The sequence below is a fragment of the Accumulibacter sp. genome (assembly GCF_029255145.1).
Classification (GTDB): Bacteria; Pseudomonadota; Gammaproteobacteria; order Burkholderiales; family Rhodocyclaceae; genus Accumulibacter.
The window spans coordinates 39,803-61,112 of record NZ_JAPUVQ010000131.1 but is presented as its reverse complement, the minus strand read 5'-3'; the positions used below and the strand labels follow the sequence as shown (position 1 = coordinate 61,112).

Genomic DNA, 21,310 nt, shown 5'->3' with positions numbered 1-21,310 from the left:
GCGACGATGACGGTGCGCAACGCAGCGTTCAAACGCCGGGGTCTGTCCGGGCGCTGGGCACTTCTTCCATGGCCAGCAGGATCAATGCCGTCTCGCCGGCGACGCGGCGGGCGTTGAGCAGCAGTTGCAGGTGGCCGACGCGGGGAAAGTCGGCCTCGACGAGGAACGCGTTGACGATCTGGTCGCGCGGCAGGACCTCGCCCAGCAGCGCGCGCAAGGCGGGGATATCCCACTGCCGGTCGCCAAGATCGTACAGCCGGCAGCCGATGGTCTCCTGACTGCTGCTCTGAAAGCGCCGGTAAAACGAGCGGCTGGTGGCGACGACGACCAGATCGCCATCGAGTACCAGCAAGGGTTCGCGTACCGTATCGACGATTTCGGCGAAGATCTGGGAGGCGTGCGCGCGGGCTTCGCTGGCGACGTGCGCGCTGATGTCGGTGAAGGTGATCACCACCCCATCCACGTCGTCATCCGGTGTGCGATAAGGCTTGAGGCGCGCTTGGTAGTGGTGGCCATCGACGCAGCGCAGTTCGCGCTCGGCCGGCTGTTGCGTAGCCAGTACCGTTCGGGCGTCGCCCAGCAGGTCCGGGCCGTCGAAACACGGATTGATATCGGCCAGGGGGCGGCCGATGTCGCTGGCCAGCAGGCGATAGAGGTCGGTCGACGCGGGTGTGAAGCGGCGGACCAGCAGTTGCCGGTCGAGAAAGATCAGGCCGCTGCTGAGGTTGTCGAGCAGATTCTTCAGGTCGCTCTGCGTGCTTGCCAGGTGTTCGATGTTGGCCTGCAACTCGCCGTTCACGGTCACCAGTTCTTCATTGATCGACTGCAGTTCCTCTTTGGACGTTTCCAGCTCCTCGATGGTCGACTGCAGTTCCTCGTTGGTCGATTGCAGTTCCTCGTTGGTCGACATCAGTTCTTCGTTGGTGACCTGTTGCCGTTCGATCGTCGTCTGCAGGTTTTCCCAGGTCTGCGCGAGGTCGCGCTCGAGTTCTTCGACCCGGCGCAGCGCGGGGCTTGTCTTGTCGAGCGCCGGTGCGGCCGGTTCACTGGCCGCGCTTGCTGCGACATCCTGGAAACTTACCAGCACGAGTTGTTGACTGGTGTCCGGGCTGGCCAGCGGACGCACGCTGAGGCGGACCGTCCGGAGGTCGCCGCTGATGCGTACCGGCACCTGGCGCCCACTGGTCGTGACGCCCTGCCCGGAAGCACTGCCCAGGGCTCTGCGCAGTTCGGCTTGCAGGCCATCGACGGCCATATCGACGACGTTGAGCGTTGCCCGTCCCGGCGCCGGGCGCAGGAATCGGCCGGTGTCGCCGTGCACGAAGACGATGTTGCCGGTGGCGTCGGTGACCACGGACGCCGGCGCGAAGGACTGCAGCAGCGCCCGCCGGGTCAGGTCGGCGATACTGCCTTGCCTGGCTTTCCTGGCCAGGCCGTCGTCCGGTTTGCCAGGGTGCCCGCCGGGCAAGCCGAGGCCGCCGATCATCCAGGCGGAGGTCGAAGCCGCGGTGCCGATCGCCCGGTAGAAGCGCCACTTGCGGTTCACCGGCGCGAACAGCTTGGAATAGCTGTCGAGACTCTCCGCCGGCGACAGGAACAGCACGCCCTGCGGCCGCAGCGCGTAGTGCAGCGACGGAACCAGGCGGTCTTGCGCTTCCGGCTCAAGGTAGATCATCACGTTACGGCAACTGATCAGGTCCAGCCTGGTGAACGGTGGATCCTTGATCACGTCCTGGACCGCGAACACCAGCATCTCGCGAATTTCCTTCTTGATCCGGTAGCCGGCGTCCTCGCGGAGGAAGAAGCGCTGCAGGCGTTGCGGCGTAAGGTCGGCGGCGACGTTCGGCGGATAGAATCCAGCGCGGGCCACGGCGATCGACTCCTCGTCGAGGTCGGTGCCGTAGATCTGGACCTTGAACGCCTGTTGCGTCTGGTCCATGAATTCGCGCACCTGGATGGCAATCGAGTACGCCTCTTCACCCGAAGCGCAGCCGGCCACCCAGATGCGGAGCACGTAGTCCGCCGGTTTGTCGGCGAGCAACTGCGGCAGGATCTGCTGTCCGAGAAGCGCGAAGGCTTCCGGGTCACGAAAGAAACTGCTGACATTGATCAGCAGGTCCTTGAACAGGGCCTGTGCCTCGTCGGGATGTGCTCCGAGGTAGTCGAGGTAGTCGTCGACGCGGCACAGTTGCTGCCGCAGCATGCGTCGCGCAATGCGCCGGCCGATGGTGCCCTTCTTGTAGAGCGAGAAATCGTGACCGGTGGCGGCGTACAGCAGCTTCAACACCGCGTCGAGCTCGGCCTCGGTGGCCTCTGTGGTCCCGGTCGCCGCACGGATCGCTGGCGACCGCTGGTGCGAGACTGACTGGCACACCCCGGCCAGCAGCACGCTCGCCATGTCGGCGACCGGCAGCACACAGGTGGCGTAACCGGCGCCGATCGCGCTCTCCGGCATGCCGGGGAATTTTGCCGACGCCGGCTCCTGGACCAGCGTGATGCCGCCGACGCAATGGATCGCCCGCAGCCCGAGGGTGCCGTCGGTGCCGGTGCCCGAAAGGACGATGCCGATCGCCCGGTCGCCCTGGTCGTCGGCCAGCGAGCGCAGGAAAGCATCGATCGGCATCCGCAGGCCGCGCGGCGACGCGGGTATGGAGACGCACAGCTGACCGTTGCGGATCGCCATCTCGCGGTTGGGCGGGATGACGTAGACCGTATCGGCAGCCACCGTCAGTTGGTCTGCGGCCTCGACCACCGGCATCGCTGTCGAGCGCTGCAGGATCTCGGTGAGCAGGCTGGCGTGGTCCGGGTCGAGGTGCGGCACCAGCACGAAGGCGAAACCGCTGTCGGGCGGCAGCTGGCGGAAGAATGCCTCGTAGGCCTCGAGGCCACCAGCCGAGGCGCCGATGCCGACGATCGGCAAGTGCTCGGGGCGGCGGCACTCGGGCGACGCCGCGGACGCGTTTGCCGGCGGCGGCCCGGCGAGTTGCCCTGCGCTTGCCTGTTCATCTGTCACCGATTGACCTCCGAGGCCTCACCAGCCTGATCATTTCAGAATACAACGCGGGCCATGCCGCGAGCGTGGCTTTTCGCACGCCGGCCCGACGTTCCTGCGCCGGGCGTCAAAGTTCGACCAGGTACGGCGCATCCGGACGCGGGTTGTATTCGGCACGGTAATTCAGCTGCTTCTGCAATTCGGCCGAGGCCCACGGGCGGGTGGTCTTGCTGTCGTAGTTGAAGCACAGTGTCGGCGGCTGGTGGAGCGAGCGGGCGATGATCCGCTGCATCGCTTCGGCGTCCGGGTGCCGGAAGCGGCTGCCGTTGGTGCTGATCAGGAAGCGCGGGCAGTCGATCAGCGCCAGCAACTCGTCGCTGATGTTGCCGGCGCTGCCGTGGTGGGCGAGCTTCACCGCGTCGACCCGGAGCAGCGGCTGCCGGCGTTGCCGCAGCAGGCGCTTGATCGACTCGCCGATCACCTGGTGGTGGGCGTCGGCCAGAAACAGACACGACTTGCCGGCGAACTCGGCGAGGAAGGCGATCGAACTGCCATTGGCCGCGGCGCGGTCGACCTTCAGCTGGCGTTCGAGCAGCGTGTCGAGTTCGGGAGTGGTCCCGAGCAATCCCTGGCCGGGCAGATAAGCCTTGCGCTGCGCCAGGCGCCGCCACGCCGCGTCGAGGTCGCCGGGGACGATCGCCGCGCCGAGGTCCGCCTGCCACGCCTCGCGCATCGTGTCGAGGGTCGTCGGCGTCGGCGACAGCAGCGTCAGCCGCAGGCCGCCGGCCAGGGTCTGCTCGGGTAGCGGTCCCTGTTCCGGGACCACCACCGCCTGACCGGCGAAAGCGCCGTTCCACTGGCCCTGCTCGAAACGGCGGACAATCAGCGCGCTGAGAAACTCGCCCTGCTGGCCACCCAGCAGATGCCCGCCGGCAACCAGATGACGCCAGCCGTTGAACCACAGGTCGATGACGCGGATCGGCAGCGGCTGGTTGGCGAGCAGGCGAACGATCCCTTCGACGTGGTCGCAGTCCACGTGGCTGATGACCACCAGTTCGAAGCGCCGGTCGCCGGCGGGGAGGGCGTTCAGGCGCGCCTCCAGATGGAGGTAGGTGGCAATCGGGCCGCCGTCGATCAGCAGGCGGCGGCTGCGCGCGCTGTCGCCGTATTCGACCAGCAGGCAGTCTCCGTACAGCGCCGGCAACATTTCGACGCGAAGGAACTGATCGGTAGTCATCAGCTGTCTCCCGTCAAAGCCGCCAGTCGGCGTCACCGAAAGCGACGACGCACAGGGCCATCGGCAGGCTGGCGCGCAGCGCCTGGCGTTTGGCTTCGCGCAGCGCTTCGCCGAGGCACGGCGCTGCGTCGGCCTGCGCGTCGAGCGTCGATTGCCGCTGGATCGCCAGCAGCGTCTGCAGCAGTTTCTCGCCGACCTTGACCGCGTGCGGACCGAAGACCGTGGCAATGGTCGACACGATCGCCGCCGCGCCGGCCTGCCTGAAGTAGCGGATATGGTTGGCGTACTGCTGCGCGGTGCTGGCGGTGTCGCAGCCGAGCAGCAGCAGCAGGGGGTAGGGAGCGCCCTCGACGTGGACGTACTCGGGTGGCAGACGCAGCGTCTTGAAGGCCACGCCGCCGACCTCCAGAGCGATCTCCTGCCGCTCTCCGGAGTTGTGCGGGAAAGCGACCAGCAGCGTCGGCTGCCTGCCGGTGACCGCCTGTTTCCACTGCTCCCAGTTTGCCGCCACCTCGACCTCGCCGTGCAGCTGGCTGCGCAGCGAAGCGAGCAGCGGGTCGACTGCGGCCGCCGGCACTTCCTGGCTGTAGGCCACCAGCGCGGACTGGTCGAGCTGCAGGCGGACGCGGTCGCCGGCCGGTTCGGCCTGGACGATCACCTCGGCCTGGTCGGGGACTTCGACCGCCGGGTTGTAGACGTGCCGTTCGATGACCTTGCGCAGACCCCAGAAACCCATCGGACAGACGTGCCGGCGTGCGTCCTGCAGGCCGGCGCAGCCGGCCGGGCAGGCGCCGTCTTCGAGCGCCTTGAGCGCCTTCGGGCAGAAGCCGACACCCGGGTCGTCGTCGGGCGGCTGGTACTGGTAGATGAACTCGAAGGGCACCACCGCGTCGGCACGGGTGCTGACGATCTGGATGTGGGTCTCCTGGTCGACGTCCATCCCTTCGCGCTGCAAGGGCTGCAGGTTGTCGATCACCAGGCTCGAGTAGAGGTCGGCGCCGAGGCGCGCGAGCTCGATGAACAGCTTCAGGTTGTCGCCTTCGGTCAGTCCGCCGCTGTAGTCGGCGACGCTGTGCGCGACGTTGGAGAGCAGCTGATTGATGCTGGCGATCGGCTCGTCGATGCCGCTGAGGTCCTTGGCCCAGGCGCGCTTGCCGGCGATGCCGGTGAGCAGCGGCCGCTGGTCATGGCTGTGGTTGAGGATGAACGAGGCGTCAAAGCGCCGCCGCGACCCGAGCTCGCCCCAGTTCCGGCGAACGCACGCTTCGAGGCTTTGGCTGATCGTCTGTTGCGCATCGACGGTTTCGCCGGGTTCGGCGACGCGGGTGTGGATCAGTACCGTCTGCAGCACCCGGCCGCGGTGCAGGACGCTGATCCGCCCGGCGAAATCGCCGCCCGCGCGCGGCGTGAATACCAGCTCGGCGACGCTGCTGGGCCCGCTTCGCGGCAGCAACAGCTCGCCGAGCAGCGGCCGGTCAAGTTGCGCCGGTTCGTGAAAGACCACCTGCAGCCGATGCCGCCGCTGCTGGCGCGGTAGTTCATGCGCCGGAAACGGCGCCGGTGCCGACTGCCATCGGGCGTCCGGCGGGCCGATCCGCAGCCGCAGCAGCACCGGCACGCCGAGCAGCAGCCGTTGCCGCTCCTCGACCAGTCGCCCGTCGTGCCGGCGCCAGAAGCCGTGCTGGATGAAGCGCGACTCGGCGGCCCCTGGTTTGGCCCCGGGCTGGCACGGGCGCGCTGCTGGCGCGGCCTGCTCGGGGAGCGAGCGCCTGCTGCTGGCTGGCGCGTCGGCCGCTTGCGACAGGCGGCTCAGGCGCAGCAGGTCGCCGCCCAGGAAAGCCGTTACGGTGGTACCGAAGACCTCGGCCAGGGCGCAGTCCAGCGGGCGGCGGTGCGTGAGTTCGTCGGCCAGGCGGCGCATGGCGGCGATACTCCAATGGTCGCCATGATGGCCATCGCCGCCCGAATTCCTGACCGGCGTGACGCAAACCACGCCCTCGGCCGACAACTCGTCGGCGACGATGCGCAGCAGCGGTTCGAGCGCGTCGCCGTCGGCGTCCAGACCGCCCAACAGCAGCACCAGCGCGGCGTGGCTCGGCGAACGCCGGCTCAACAGGCGGCTCGCGGTCTGCCGCAGCGAGCCGCTGAACACCAGGATTTCCAGGCGCGGACGGCTGCGGCCGGCGACGCCGAAGCGATACCGCGACGGTTCCGAGGATTCCGGCGGTGCCGGCTGAAACCGTGAAAAGGCCTCGGCAAGGGGATCATCGGGTAGAACGCCGAGTTGCAGCGGCAGTTGCCAATCGATTCGCCCGTCGCCGGCGAAGGCGTCGGCGACAAAGACGCTGCTGGCGCCGACCGCCGGTTCCTGCAAGGCCTGCAACCAGGGCAGCAGCGTCCGCCAGCGCCGCGAGCGACTGCGTACCGCGATGCGCAGGTTGCCGGAGGCTTCGCCGAGCAACGCCGACCAGGCGTCGGCCAGCACCGAGGCGGCGGGCAGCCCGCCGGGCGTGCGCGCGCCGGGCGCCTGCCAGGCGAGGCGCCCGTCCTCCCGGCGCGCCGCCAGCAGGGCGGCGCTGATCGTTGCCGCGACCGCGAACGCGGGCGAGGGCGCGGGAGCCGATCGGCTGCCGCTGCCCGGCGCCGGGCGCCAGCCGGCGGCGAGCAGGGCGCCGAGCGCCGCCAGCGCCTGCGCAAAGCGCGCCCGGTCAAGGTCCAGACTCCAGCTGGCGAGATGCTGGCGATCGGTCACGGTCGGCAGCTCGATGCACGGCCCGGCGGACCACTGCGCGCGTGCGGATCAGGATTCATCGGGGTCCCCCCGGTGATGCGCGCCGCCGTCCGCGATCCGTCGACCGGCGGCGAAGCGGCGTTCGCGGGGCTGCCTCGGCGGTGCCGCGGCGTGCCGCTACCGACTGAAGGATAGGAGATCCGGTGGCGCATGCAGAGAGTATCGGCGCTCCCGGCAAGCGCGGTCAAACGCGTGTGTCGTCTGGCGGCGGCTGCTCCGACACCGACCCGATCGGCCGCACGCGCGGGGTCGATGCGAAACGGTTGCTCTGGGCGTGCTCGGGGCGCATGATTGAGCCGCGATGCCCATGTTGTCGGCCTGGCGGCCGATCGGAGATGAACATGCCCCAATCGACCCGGACCACCCAGACCGCCCAAACGACCGCTGCGGCCGACGCCGGCGTTGCAGCCCAGTTGCTCGAGTATCGGGCGATCTTCGACAACGCCGCGGTCGGGATCGTCTATACCCGCGATCGCGTGATCTACCGCTGCAACGAACGTGCGGCGATGATCCTCGGCTACCGGCCGGAGGAACTCGAGGGGCTGCCGGGGATCGCGACCTACCCCTCCGCCGAGAACTACGCGGAACTCGGACGCCTGGCCGGACCATTGCTGGCCGCCGGCCAGGCGTTTCAGTCCGACTGGCAGTACCAGCGCCGGGACGGCTCGCTGATCTGGTGTCATGTCTATGGGCGGGCGGTCGATCCGCGGCGTACCGAAGCCGGCACCGTCTGGGTTCTTGAAGATGTCACCGAAGTGAGGCTGAGCGCCGAGGCGCATCGGGTGACGATGGCCGAAATGCGGTCGATCATGGACAACGCTTCGGTGGCGATCATTTTCACCCGCGACCGCCGGATCATCCGTTACAACGCGAGCTTCGCCGCGCTGTTCGGCTATCCCGGCGACACCGCCATCGGCCTTGCCGGGCGAGCGCTCTACCGCAGCGACGCGGAGTACGCGGAGGTCGGCCGGTTGGCGTTTCCGCTGCTATCGACCGGCCAGCCGTTCCAGCACGAGTTGTATATGCAGCGTGCCGACGGCAGCCCGATCTGGGCCAATCTGATCGCTTACGTCATCGACCCGGCTGATCCCGCCAAGGGAACGATCTGGCTGATCGAGGATCGCTCGGCGTTCAAGCGGGCCGAGGAAGCCCTGCACGCCAACCTGCTGACCCTGCAAGAGACCAACCGCCGCCTCGAGGAGGCGCAGAACCAGCTCCTGCAATCGGAAAAGCTGGCGTCGATCGGGCAACTGGCGGCGGGCGTCGCGCACGAGATCAACAACCCGGTTGGTTTCGTCAGTTCGAACATGCGCACACTCGCCGATTACGTCGGCAGCCTGTTCCAGCTGGTCGATGCCTACCAGGCCGCTCTCGGGCGGGTGTCCTTGCCGGCGGCGGCGCAAGCCGAGCTGGACGCGGTTCGCAGCGGTGTCGATCTCGATTTCCTGCGCCAGGACACGATCGACCTGCTCGACGAATCGGCCGACGGGATCAAACGCGTCCGCCGGATCGTCCAGGACCTCAAGGACTTCTCGCACGTCGATTCGGGCGAGTGGAAACACGTCGACCTCAACGCCTGCATCGAGAGCACGCTCAACGTGGTGAACAACGAAATCAAGTACAAGGCGAAGGTCGAGCGTGACCTCGGCCCGCTGCCCGAGGTGCTGTGCAACGCACCGCAGGTCAATCAGGTGGTCATGAACCTGCTGGTCAACGCGGCGCAGGCGATCGACAGTGCCGGCGTCATCCACCTGCGCAGCCGCGTCGAGGGGGACTGGGTGTGGTTCGAGATCGAGGACAACGGCCAGGGGATGAGCGAAACGGTGAAGAAGCGCGTTTTCGAACCGTTCTTTACTACCAAGCCGGTCGGCAAGGGTACCGGGCTCGGCCTTTCGGTGTCCTACGGGATCGTCGCCAAGCACGGCGGGCGAATCGATCTCGCCAGCGTCCCCGGTCAGGGCACGCGATTTCGTGTCTGGCTGCCGGTGGGCGGCGTGCCCGACGAAGTTTTGGCGGCAGACGGGTAGGCGCCGAGCAGTTCGGGGCAGCGAGGCGCCGCGAGGAAGGATGGCTGCGCGACCGGTTTGTTATTCAGTCCCCGCTTGCTAGACTTAGGACCGCAATCGGCAATCCGCAATAAATCATCGATCGACAGGAGGCAGACATGAGCAAACGCGCACTTTGCATGGGTATCAACAATTATCCGGGCACGCACATGGATCTCAGCGGTTGCGTGAATGACGCCAACGACTGGGCGGCCGAGCTGGCGGCGCGCGGGTTTGCGGTCAGCAAGCTGCTCGACAGCCAGGCGACCAAGGCGGCGATGGTCAACGCCATCCAGTCGCTGATCGGCGGCGCGGTGAGTGGCGACGTGGTGGTGATCACCTACTCGGGGCACGGCACCTACGTCCCGGACACCAACGGTGACGAGGTCGATGGCCTTGACGAAGCGCTCTGCCCGTACGACCTGCAGACCGGCGGCGGGGCGCTGGTCGACGACGAGATCAATACGCTGTTCAGCGCGCGCAAGGCCGGGGTGCGGCTGCTGCTGATTTCGGACAGTTGCCACTCGGGTACGGTGACCCGGGCCGCCGCACCGGATCCCGACGCCGACGACGCGCCGCGCCCGCGCTTCATGCCGATGGGCAACTGGCTGCCGGCGGACAAGTTGCCGCAGGGAATCAGCGGCCAGCCGCTGACCACGGTGCCGGTCATTTCGGGCGTCTCGCCTTTCGCCGGCGCACTGTCGCGGATGATGGGCGATCTGCTGCTGGCGGGCTGCAAGGAAGGGCCGAACAACTTCAGCTACGACGCCAGGATTGGTGGCCGTCCTTGCGGCGCGTTCACCTATTACGCGCTCAAGGCGCTGAAGACGCTGCCGGCCACCGCCACCTACGCGCAGTGGCACGCGGCGATCAACCCGGGGTCGCTGCCGTCGGCGTCGTATCCGCAGAGCCCGCAGATCTTCGGCAGCGCCGACGCCCGCAAGCGGCAGATCTTCACCTGAAGTGGCGAGGTCGGCGCGGCCAGGCACCAGCCGACGGCCGCCCTGCCGCATTCTCGGGGGCGGCCTGCGGTCCCTGATCGCGGCGATGGTCTGGCGAGACTGCGCGCAGCTCCTGGCGCTGACGAATAGAACCCGATGGAGGCGATGATGCCCGAAACCACCACTCTCAGCCTGACCGGTCGCCAGAGCGACACGCGACAATTGCCGGCGCTGCTGCAGCCGGCCCGGCGTACGGCCGGCGAGCCGGACGATCCTTTCCTGCCACCAGGGTTCCTGCAGACCCGCGTCAGTTTCGAGGTTGGCGCTGCCGTCCGCGGGACCGGCGCCAGGGCACAGGAGTACCAGGCCGCGAGCGACGAGGTACTGGTCATCGAACTGGCCGACGGTGGCGTGCTGATCACCAGCGCCGGCAAGCTCAAGGCGGCGCTGGAAAGAAGTCGGCCCGAGCTGATCGGCAGCCATGGCGAGATCCTGTTCGATCGGCTGCGCAGCGAGGGGGCGGCCGCGCGGGGGGTGGTCGGCGAAGCGATCGGCGGCCTGGTCAGCCGGGTCTTTGCCCTGACGCTCGGCGCCAGTGGCGATCCAATCCTCGACGCGGCCAGGGAAAAACACGCCGAGTTGAGCAGGGGCAGGGTTGGCAAGGCGTCCGATCTCGGCGTCACCTGGCTGGGAACCAAGGCGCTGATGTGGGCGATCGAGAAGCGGCTCGACCGTCAGCCGGGCCTCTACTGCTGGGACAGCGGACGCAGCAGGAGCGACGGCGGGTCCGACAAGGAAGCACTGGATCGGGCAAGGAGAGAACTGCAGAGGGCGGTCGACCAGCAGTTGCCGGTGCTGGTCTTTGTTCACGGCACGGCTTCGAGTACCCTCGGCAGCTTTGGCGACCTGCAGCTCGATCAGCGCGATGTCTGGCAGGTTCTCGAACGGCATTACGCGGGAGGGATCTACGCCTTCGAGCATCGGACGCTCTCGGAGAGCCCGATCGAGAACGCGCTGCAGCTGCTCGCGGCCTTGCCTGCCGGCGTGCAGCTCAGCCTGGTCTCCCACTCGCGTGGTGGTCTGGTCGCCGACCTGATCTGCCTCGACAAGGTGAATGACCGGCTGATCGAACAGTTCAGGTCCGACCTGCCCGGCACTGGCGACGCCGACGCGGCCGAGGCGCAAGGCGTCAGGGGGCAACTCGAAAGCGCCCACGCCGAGCAGCGCGAGCAGTTGCGCCAGCTGGCCGGCGAGCTGGCGGCCAAGAAGCTGCAGGTGCGGCGTTACGTACGGGTAGCCAGCCCGGCGCAGGGGACGCGGCTGGCGAGCGGCAACCTGGACCTCTTTCTCTCCGGCGTGCTGACACTGATCGGGCAGGTGCCCTTCTTCTTCGGCAGTCCGTTCTACTCGGCCTTCAAGCGGGTGGTGCTGGAAATCGCGCGCAATCGCACCAACGCCCACCTGGTGCCGGGCATCGAAGCGATGCTCCCCGACTCGCCGATGGCCCGCCTGCTGCGCGATGCGCCGGTGCGCGCCGGAATTGAAATGGCGGTGATCGCTGGCGACATCGAAGGCGGCAACCTGCTCAAGCGGCTGGGCGTGCTGCTGACCGATTTTCTGCTGTTCGACAACGTGGACAACGACCTGGTCGTCGATACGGCGTCGATGTTCGGCGGCATTGCGTCGCAGGCCGGGGCGCGGACGCTGTTCGACCGTGGTGCCGACGTTTCGCATTTCCGCTATTTCAGCAACATCGACACCCGTGGCGCTCTGCGCGACTGGCTGGTGGCCAGGGAGGTCCTGCCGCTGACGGCTTTTCAGCCCTTGCCCGGCCGCTTCGAGGACCTTGAAGCGGCCACCGGCGACGAGCAGGTGGCCGGCGTTTCGCGCGGCGCGGACGACAGGACGGCGAACCTGCCGGTGGTCGTCGTGCTGCCCGGTGTGATGGGTTCGCATCTGGCGGTCGGCGGCAAGGATCGGGTCTGGTTCGACCCGCTCGACATCGCCTCCGGCGGCCTCGGCAAGATCGCCTGGGAGAAATCCGGCATCGAAGCCGAGAAGCTGTTCGACATGTTCTACAGCGACATCTGCAAGTACCTGTCGACCAGCCACCGGGTCGAGCGCTTCGCCTATGACTGGCGGCAGCCACTCGACGTGCTGGCCGAGCGCTGTGCCGATTTCCTTGAGGGTCTGCTGAGCGAAACCACCCAGCCGGTGCGCCTGCTCGCCCACAGCATGGGCGGCCTGGTCATTCGCGCCTGCATCCACAAGCGGCGGGCGGTGGTCGACCAGCTGATGGCGCGTGACGGAGCGCGCCTGGTGATGCTCGGGACGCCCAACCAGGGCGCCTACTCGATGGTCGAAAACCTGCTCGGCAAGGGCGACACGCTGCGTTCGCTGGTTCGTCTCGATGTCACTCACGACATGCAGGAAGTGCTGCAGATCGTTTCGGGTTTTCGCGGCGCGCTGCAACTTCTTCCCAAGCCCGGTTTCGTCGATACCTTCCAGGGACAGCCCGGCGGCGGCGACCCGGGGCAGCGTTTCGACTTCGCCGAGACCTGGAAGGCGTATCAGCCCAAGGTCTTCGATTTCTGGTTCGGCAACGGCAAGTCGGCGACGCCGGATCAGCAGCAGCTCGACGCGGCGAACTGGCTGTGGCGACAGGACGGCGAGGCGACCCCGGCGCTGCCCGAGGAGTACAAGGGGAAGACGACCTACGTCTTTGGCGTGGCGCGCAATACGCCCTGCGGCATTCGCGAGGAAAACGGGCGCCTGAAGATGGTCGGCACGACGCTGGGCGATGGCACCGTGACCTGGTCCTCCGGGCGCATCGACAATGTCGGCAGCTACTACTACCTGCCGGCCAAGCATGGCGATCTGCCGTCCACCCGGGAGTACTTTCCGGCGCTTGCCGAGCTGCTGCGTAGCGGCGCCACCAGCGCCCTGCTGAGCAGCCCGCCGAGCGTGCGTGACGGCGAACAGGCTCGGCCGGTGGTGTACGACGCCGGGCCTCCGACCCTGGACGGTGGCGAGGCGGTGGCCCGCGGCCTGCTCGGCGGTTCGCCGCGCAGCCGGGTCGCGGCGCGAGCGAAGCGCCGGCTCGAGGTGTCGGTCAAGGCGATGGACCTGCGTTTCCTGACCAAACCCGTCCTGCTCGGCCATTACGAGCAGGACTCGATTGCCGGTGCCGAGGCCCTGATCGACCGCGAATTGCTCGCCGGCGACCTCGGTCAGCGTTACAATCTCGGGCTTTACGCCGGGCCGCGCGGCGCGGCGACGGTGGTCCTGCGCGCTCCCACCGAGCAGGAGCGGCGGCGCGGCAGTCTCAGTGGCGCGGTCGTCACCGGTCTCGGCGCCTACGACGGCAACCTCAGTGTCGCCGACCTGACCGAGGCGGTGCGCACCGGCGTCCTGCGCTACTTGCTGCAGGTCGTCGATGTGCTCGGCAAGGACACCCGCGAATTGCCGCTGGCGACGCTGTTGCTCGGCTACAACTCGTCGGCGAACCTGACCGTCGCGGCTTCCGTGGAGGCGCTGCTGCGCGGGGTGATGGAGGCCAATTCGCGCTTCCACGAGACCACGCGACTGGACATCCGTGTCAGCCGGCTCGAGATCGTCGAGCTGTATCAGGACACGGCGATCACCGCCGCGTATGCGCTGCGCCAGATGCCCGAACGGCTCGCCGACCTGACCCGGCGTTACGGTGTGGCGTTGATCTGCCGGCCGCAACTGGAGGAGGGGCAAGGCCTGCGGCGGCGTCTTTTCGACAGCGGCAACCCGAGCTACTGGCCACGTCTGATGGTCACCGACGCGGCAACGGATCACCTCTCGGCGTCAGGCAGCAGCGCCGCCAGAACAGCTGGCGGCCGGCCGGTGGCGCCCAGGCCGCGCACGGCAATTGCTGAGCGTTTGCGTTTTCTCTACGTCGGCCAGCGTGCCCGCGCCGAGTCGGTGGTCCAGCAGCGGCAACCGGGACTGGTCGAAATGCTGCTCCGGCAGCAGATCCATTGTGCCGTGTGGCAAGAGGATTTCGGTCGTGTGCTGTTCCAGTTGCTGGTTCCGCACGACTTCAAGGACGCCGCGCGACAGCTCGAACGGATCGTGCTGGTGGTCGACGATTACACCGCCAACTTGCCGTGGGAGCTGATGTTCGCGGATGACCAGCGCGCTGGCGGCGAAAGCCTGCCGCTGGCCCTGCGCACGCCGGTGGTCAGGCAACTGGCAGCCGGTCAGTTCCGCCGGCAGGTACGCCAGGGGCTGCAGCGCAAGGCCTTCGTGGTCGGCAATCCCTCGGTCGAAGGCTTCGTCGCCGCCTTCCCCGACCCGCAGCGGCCGAATGCCATCAACCCGCCCGCCTTGCCGTGGGCCGAGCGTGAGGCCTACGAAGTGGCTGGCGTGCTGCAGGGGCTCGGTTACCAGGTGGTGGCGGAAATCGGCAGCGACCGACGCGCCTGCGATGTGCTGACGCGCTTGTATCAGCAGCCCTATCGGGTGCTCCACATTTCGGCGCACGGCATTTTCGATCAGCTGCACGCCGATGAACGGCGGCGCACCGGCGTCGTCCTGTCCGATGGCTTGCTGATTACCGCCGCCGAGATCGAAGCCATGGAAACGGTGCCCGAACTGGTTTTCCTGAGTTGTTGCCACCTCGGCAAGGTGGATGGCGCCGCCGACGACTCGGGAGAACGCACGGTGCGCGACGGCAACCGCCTGGCGGCCAGTATCGCCCGCGAGCTGATCAATATCGGCGTCCGCTGCGTGGTCGTCGCCGGCTGGGCGGTAGACGATCAAGGCGCGATGATTTTCGGCAAGGCTTTCTACCAGAGCCTCCTGCTCGAAGGTCACGCCTTTGGGCAGGCGGTGTACGAGGCCAGGCGCGCGGTCTGGAATGCCAATCGGGAAGATATTACCTGGGGTGCGTATCAGGCTTATGGCGATCCCGGCTGGCTGGCTGAACCGCGCCTGCCAGGCGGCCGCAGGGACCAGGCCGGCTATGCCGCGCCCGACGAGTTGCTTGACGAACTGGCCAGCCGGCGCGCCAGCCTCTCGCGCGCCAAAGAACGGCAAACGCAGCGTGAGATCGACGCCGAGGTGCAGAGCCTCGAACGCTTGCTGAAGGAGCGCTGCCCGGCGGAATGGCAGCGCTTATCGGCAGTGCAGTCGGCGCTGGCGGCGCTCTGGGCCGACCTCGGCGACTATCCGCGCGCGCATGCCGCCTATGTTGCTGCCGTTCAGGCCGAGGATGGTCGCGGCCAGGTGCCGATTCGCGACATCGAGCAGCTGGCCAACATCGAGGCGCTGATGGGGGAGATGGCTGAAGCGGAGCCTGGCGGGGCGCTGATCGACAGCGCCCTGGCGCGATTGAGGGGCCTCGACACGCTGGTCGCGGCGGTGGCCGATGGCGACCACGGGGCAGCGCGGACGGTCAATGCCGAACGCTGCGCCTTGCGTGGTAGCGCAGCCAAGCGCAAGGCCAGCCTGTTTGCGCGCGAAGTGCTGCGCAAAGGCAAGAGTCGCACCGAGATCAACCAGGCGGCGAAAGAGATGAAACGCGCCTTGCAGGAAAGCGCCGACTTTTACGGGACGGGCGAGGGGAGGCCGGGAGAGCCGGATTTCCGACCCTATAACGCCCTCAACCGCCTCGCCCTGGAGGCCCTGCTGCTGCCGCCGGAGGGCGAACGGCAAGCGGCGATCGACCTCGCGCGCCACGCCGGCCGGGCGGCCAGCGATGCTTTCGAGCGCAGTGCCAGCCCCTGGGACGCGGTGATGGAGTCCGAGGCGCTGCTCGTCGAGCGCCTGCTCGATCGTCGTTTGCTGGCCGATGGAGACGCTGGCGCGGCGGTGTTTGACGAGCTTGCACGCGCCTATCGGGAGCGGCTGTCGCATCTCAGCATCAAGCCGAGAGAACTCGATTCGGTCGCTGCCCAGGTTTGCCTGCTGTCCAGGTTCTGCGACGCGCGGCAGCTGGCGAGTGGCGACCCCGGCTGGCAGCGGGCTGCCGACCGCTTGATCGCGCTCGCCGAACAGATACGCCCGGGTGCCTGCCAGCGTCTTGATCGTCCGCTGCGCGAGCCTGCCGACGAAGCGACGGCGGCAGGCCCGGTCGGTCCCGGCAGGCGACGCGCCACGCGCAAGAGCTAGCGGCGGGTCGCTGGCGGACCTCGCGGCGGTCGGCACGCTGGTGTCGGTCGGGCGCCCGCTACGTTCCAGGTCGACGCGTGCTGCCCGGAAAACCGCTGAAGTCGTGTCGCGCGGGGTGACGAAAGATCAGCGAGCGGCCGCTTTGGGACGCATCAGGGTCTACTCGATGCGCTTGACCGGCGGAATCTTCCAGCTGCCGTCGAGGATCGACGGCGGCTTCTCGCGTGGCCAGTACAGGCGGAGCATCAGGATGAACCTGCCGTCCGGCGCCGGCAGCCAGTTGGACTCCTTGTCCGTGCCCGGCGACTCGCGCTGCAGGTAGAGGTCCACCGACCCGTCCCTGTTCGTCGAGAACTTGCTGCGGCTACCTAGCGTGTAGCGGCCCAGACGGTTGTCGACGAAGAAGAAGTCGGCGTTGTACATGGTCAGCGACCAGAAGCCCTCGGCGGGCGGCATCTGCCCCTTGTCGAAATGCAGAACGTACTGGTTGGCGCCACTGTACGGCTGGCCATCGGCGTCCGCTTCGGAGGTCGGATAGACGGCGTCCTGCGGCCGGTTGGCGCCCAGACCAATGGCGGTAATGAACGCCCGCTGCAGGTAATCGGTGCCGTAGACACCGGTCCGGGTGCTGAACACCCAGCCGTTCTCCTCACGGTTTTCGCCCGCTTCGACGCCGGCCTTCATCCACCCCGCGATTTTCTCCTGCGCCAGCCTCGGGGCCTCGGCAAGACCCTTGAGGAGCATCGGGTCGAGTTCCGCCGCCGCGAACTCGTTGCCGGGGATCAGCCCGATCCGGGCCATCCTGGCGACCATCGGCGCATCGTCGGCGCTCGGCGGGTTGGTCACCATCAGCGAAGCGAGCAGCTTGAAGTAGGCTACCGCGTCGAGCCGGTTGACCTGCTCGCGCACCGCCAGTTGCTCGTTTATCGAGGCGTCCACGCGGCCGGCGGTGACGCTGTAGGGCTGGTCGTAAGTGCTCAGCGGAACGGCCGTGAACTTGTCCTGCAAGGCATGTACCGCCTGGTAGTCTTCGGGTGTGCCGCTACAATAGATCCGTCCGAGCAGCCAGACGATGCTGGTCGGCGACTTGTACTCGGTGACGCCGACCGGCAGCTTGCCTTGCCAGCCCGGGCCGGTGATCGCGTACTTCCGGGCGGCGGTGCCGGTGGTACGCTTGCCGGGTGCGGCGAAGACCGTCGTCCAGCCATCGAGCATCGGCATCAGGAAGTAGCGGCCCCGCATGTCCGGCTGGCTGACGATCCAGGGTTGCCGGGATACGTCCAGCCATACGGTGGTGTAGAGGGTGTCGGCGTTGGGGGCGGTGACGTCCGTGAAGGCGGCCGTCGGGTACTCGCGCATGCGCACGAATTGGCCCATCGGGGCATGGCTGCCTGCGGGGGCCTCGACGTTGGTCATTACCCGCCGCGTCATCTCCATGGTCACCAGCGGGTAGCCGAAGATGTACGCGTCGACAGCGATTTCACGCGCTTCCTGTTCCCTGGCCGCCGCCGCTTCGGCCTGTTGTTGCGCCTGCTGTGCCGACGGGGCTTTGGCGGCGTCCGCGCTGGCGGCTGGTTCGGGGGTCTTCTGGCCGCAGGCGGTCAGGCTCAGGACGGTGAGCGCAAGCGCCGTGAGGCGGCGAGCGAGTCTGGTCTCGATGATCATCGTGGGCTGCCTTTTTTCACTGACCGGTTTGACCCATGGAAGCCGCGAACCCCACGGCCGCTCGGCGGGGTGTTCGGGGGACGGTGGACATGCCGGAAATTATCAGGCAATTCACCGTCGACCGACACGAACTTGCCGTGCTGTCGTGCGCGCTGGTGCGCTCTGGTGCGCTCTGGTGTGTTCCTCGCGAATCGGGACGGCGGGAGCGCCGCGACGCGCGGTGACATCGTTTTACTCTGCGCCCCGCGTTCTGGTCAAGTTCTTATCCTCCCCTTGTCGGGCGAGTAGGGGACTTCCCCCTGCAGGTGAGCGTGCCCGGCGGCGCGCACCAAAAAGAAAAGCCGCCCGTGGGCGGCTTGCACTGCATCTACCTGAGATTCGTTGAGAATTCTGGTAGGCGCGATTGGAATCGAACCAACGACCCCCACCATGTCAAGGTGGTGCTCTAACCATCTGAGCTACGCGCCTTCGTCAAGGCCGGACCATCTGGCCTTCGAGGAAGTGCGCATTATACGGCGCAGGAAGATCAAGTCAAGCTTGCAGCCCAGGGCAATCGCATCAATCTTGTGCAGGACCGAGTGCTTGCGCGTGTAAGGTGGCCGAGGTGGCGGCGACCAGGCGCTGAACCTTGAGTCCGCCCTTGCGGCGGACAGGGGCGACACCCTTGCTGGTCACGGCCAGTGGTCGCGCTACCAAATGCATGCGCTTGCCCGGTGCAACCCGACGCTCGGCGGCGCGCTTCCAGGTGTTCCTGTAGAATTCGCTACCCATGACCTCTACCCGCATCGAGGCGCCGTGTGGCGCCCCCCGCAGTCTCTTCTCGTACCGCAAGTATTGGGCCAGCCGCTTCGGCACGGCTCCTTTCCTGCCGATGTCGCCAGCCGAAATGGACGAGTTGGGCTGGGACTCGTGCGACATCATCCTGGTTACCGGCGATGCCTACATCGACCATCCGAGCTTCGGCATGGCGTTGATTGGCCGGCTGCTCGAGGCACAGGGCTTTCGCGTCGGGATCATCAGCCAGCCGGACTGGCTGTCGGCCAGCGCTTTCAGGGTGCTCGGCAAGCCGAACCTGTTTTTCGGCGTGACCGCGGGCAACATGGATTCGATGGTGAATCGCTACACCGCCGACCGCAAGCCACGTTCCGACGACGCCTACACGCCGAACGCCGAGCCGCATCGACGCCCCGATCACGCGGTGGTCGTCTATGCGCAGCGCTGTCGCGAGGCCTTTCCCGGGGCCAATATCGTGATCGGCTCGATCGAGGCCAGCTTGCGCCGCATCGCCCATTACGACTACTGGTCGGACAAGGTGCGCCGCTCGGTGCTGCCGGATTCGAAAGCCGATCTGCTGATCTTCGGCAGCGCCGAGCGGGCGATCGTCGACCTGGCGCACCGGCTCGCCGCGGGCGAAAGCATCGTCGGGATACGCGATCTGCGCGGCACCGCGTTCATGGTCCCACGCGGCCAGTTGCCGGGCAGCGACTGGGCAGAAATCGATTCGACCGAGGTCGATACGCCGGGAACGCTGGTCCGCCACCCGGATCCTTACGCGATGACCCCGGCGGGTGGCCCGGACGGCAAGGAAGCGGCGTGTGCGTCGCAATCGTCCGGCGCCGCCGGGCTTGCCGGGCAGCCGCGGACGCAGGTGATCCAGATGCAGTTTCAATTGCACCAGCGGATGCCGAAGCTCGACCGGACGCGGACCGCGGTCCGCCTGCCGTCGTACGAGCAGGTGGCGGCCGATCCGGTGCTGTATGCGCACGCCTCGCGCACTTTCCACATCGAGTCGAATCCGGGCAACGCGCGGGCGCTGATCCAGGCGCACGGCGAGCGCGACGTCTGGCTCAACCCGCCGCCGCTGCCGCTGACGACGCCGGAAATGGACGGCGTCTTCGCCTCGCCGTTCCAGCGCCGGCCGCATCCGTCGTACGGTGACGCCAGGATTCCGGCCTTCGAGATGATCCGCTTTTCGATCAACATCATGCGCGGCTGCTTTGGCGGCTGCACCTTCTGCTCGATCACCGAGCACGAGGGGCGCATCATCCAGAGCCGATCCGAGGAATCGATCGTGCACGAGATCGAGGAGATCCGCGACAAGACGCCGGGCTTTACCGGCGTCATTTCCGACCTTGGCGGCCCGACCGCCAACATGTATCGCCTGGCGTGCAAGGATCCGAAGATCGAATCCTCGTGCCGCCGCCTGTCGTGCGTCTTTCCGGGCATCTGCGAGAACCTCGGCACCGATCACACGCCGCTGGTCAATCTCTACCGCAAGGCGAGGGCGGTGCCGGGGGTGAAGAAGGTGCTGATCAGTTCCGGTCTGCGCTACGATCTCGCGGTGCGCGATCCGCGGTACGTCAGGGAACTGGTCAGCCACCACGTCGGCGGCTATCTCAAGATCGCCCCCGAGCACACCGAGGACGGGCCGCTGGCACACATGATGAAGCCCGGCATGGGTTCCTACGAGCAGTTCAGGGCGATGTTCGAGAAGTTCTCGAAAGAGGCGGGCAAGGAGCAGTACCTGATTCCCTACTTCATCGCCGCGCATCCGGGGACGACCGACCAGGACATGTTGAACCTGGCCCTATGGCTCAAGCGCAACAGTTTCCGGCTCGATCAGGTGCAGACCTTCCTGCCGACGCCGATGGCCATCGCCACGGCGATGTATCACAGCCACAAGAACCCGTTGCAGAAGGTCAGCCGCACTTCGGCAGTGGTCGACACCGTTCGCGCAGGCCGCCAGCGCCGCCTGCACAAGGCTTTCCTGCGCTATCACGATGCCAACAACTGGCCCTTGCTGCGCGAAGCGCTGAAGCAGATGGGGCGCGCCGACCTGATCGGCAACGGCCGGCGGCAACTGATCCCGAGTTTTCAACCGCCCGGGACCGGCACCCTGCGGGCCACCGGCGCACGCGACGTGAAAACCGCACCGCGTGCGCCGGCAGGCGACGCACGCGCCATGCCGGCAAGGAGCCAGGGCCGCAAGCGCTGATTCGGCCGGGATCAGCCACGATCAGCCGCCGATCTGTAGTGGACCGCCAGCCAGATGCTGGCCTGCTCGGGAGGAGTCCAGTCCACCCGATGCCGCCGCCGCGGAGCGATGTCTACGTAGTCGCCGGCCTTTAGGTGCCGCGCCTGCGGCTCGTCCTCGAAGCGCAGCAGGGCCTCTCCCTGAAGCAGCAGGACCCATTCACCCAGCGCTTGTTCGTACCAGAAACCGGGCGGGCTGGACTGGCCGGTCGAGACGATGCGTTCGATCCTGAGGCCCGGCTGGGCGAGCAGTTCCAGCAGCTGCTCGGCGGGCATCGGGGACAGCGGCAGTTCGGCGAAGACGTTGTTCATCGGGCGGCGGATGGCATCGAGTGGGCAGGGTGGCGAGTGCTGCGCGTCGCGGCGAAGCCGGCGGTGGCGCGGCAATGCCGGCGATCACCGTGGGATGGTAGCCCAGGACGGCAAGGCCGGGAACTGGCGCAGCGACCGTCGGATTGGGTATGC

General features: G+C 67.4%; 9 protein-coding genes and 1 tRNA gene. 4 read left to right on the top strand and 6 right to left on the bottom strand.

The features are described from left to right. Nucleotides 1-28: 28 nt before the first annotated feature. The 3 genes from Q1L50_RS15685 to Q1L50_RS15675 all read right to left on the bottom strand — a co-directional run bounded on the left by Q1L50_RS15685 (nt 29) and on the right by Q1L50_RS15675 (nt 6,981). Nucleotides 29-3,013 carry a chemotaxis protein CheB gene (locus Q1L50_RS15685; protein ID WP_300340370.1) on the bottom strand — a complete coding sequence of 995 codons (2,985 nt, stop codon included), beginning with the start codon at nt 3,011-3,013 and terminating at the stop codon, nt 29-31. A 106-nt stretch (nt 3,014-3,119) separates the two neighbouring features. After that, entirely contained in the window at nt 3,120-4,229 is a 1,110-nt protein-coding gene (locus Q1L50_RS15680) for a hypothetical protein (protein ID WP_300340367.1), read from the bottom strand. Between the two features lie 13 nt (nt 4,230-4,242). Next, nucleotides 4,243-6,981: a hypothetical protein gene (locus tag Q1L50_RS15675; RefSeq protein WP_300340365.1), complete on the bottom strand. Its 2,739-nt coding sequence runs from the start codon at nt 6,979-6,981 to the stop codon at nt 4,243-4,245. A gap of 380 nt (nt 6,982-7,361) precedes the next feature. On the opposite strand from Q1L50_RS15675, the gene Q1L50_RS15670 reads away from it, so the two are divergent. The 3 genes from Q1L50_RS15670 (at nt 7,362) to Q1L50_RS15660 (ending at nt 16,147) form a co-directional block, all read left to right on the top strand. Then, nucleotides 7,362-9,047 (top strand): ATP-binding protein, encoded by a 1,686-nt coding sequence (locus Q1L50_RS15670; RefSeq protein WP_300340362.1) that lies wholly within the window; start codon nt 7,362-7,364, stop codon nt 9,045-9,047. Nucleotides 9,048-9,184: 137 nt separating this feature from the next. Further along, complete coding sequence (locus Q1L50_RS15665) at nt 9,185-10,027, top strand: caspase family protein (RefSeq protein ID WP_300340359.1); 843 nt, start codon at nt 9,185-9,187, stop codon at nt 10,025-10,027. A 147-nt stretch (nt 10,028-10,174) separates the two neighbouring features. Continuing rightward, the gene (locus Q1L50_RS15660; RefSeq protein WP_300340357.1) at nt 10,175-16,147 is read left to right on the top strand and encodes a CHAT domain-containing protein; all 5,973 of its coding nucleotides are present in this window, start codon (nt 10,175-10,177) and stop codon (nt 16,145-16,147) included. 159 nt (nt 16,148-16,306) lie between these two features. On the opposite strand, the gene Q1L50_RS15655 is transcribed toward Q1L50_RS15660, so the two are convergent. Both Q1L50_RS15655 and Q1L50_RS15650 read right to left on the bottom strand, forming a co-directional pair. Further along, a complete protein-coding gene (locus Q1L50_RS15655; protein WP_300340355.1) occupies nt 16,307-17,812 on the bottom strand; it encodes a DUF1254 domain-containing protein in 1,506 nt (501 codons plus the stop codon). A 391-nt stretch (nt 17,813-18,203) separates the two neighbouring features. Continuing rightward, nucleotides 18,204-18,280: transfer RNA gene (locus Q1L50_RS15650), tRNA-Val, on the bottom strand. A gap of 301 nt (nt 18,281-18,581) precedes the next feature. Here Q1L50_RS15650 and Q1L50_RS15645 point away from each other — a divergent pair. Then, on the top strand, nt 18,582-20,807 hold the full coding sequence (locus Q1L50_RS15645) for a YgiQ family radical SAM protein (RefSeq protein WP_300340352.1): 2,226 nt from the start codon (nt 18,582-18,584) through the stop codon (nt 20,805-20,807). 11 nt (nt 20,808-20,818) lie between these two features. Here Q1L50_RS15645 and Q1L50_RS15640 read toward each other — a convergent pair whose 3' ends face one another. Further along, nucleotides 20,819-21,157: a cupin gene (locus tag Q1L50_RS15640; RefSeq protein ID WP_300340349.1), complete on the bottom strand. Its 339-nt coding sequence runs from the start codon at nt 21,155-21,157 to the stop codon at nt 20,819-20,821. Nucleotides 21,158-21,310: the final 153 nt, after the last annotated feature.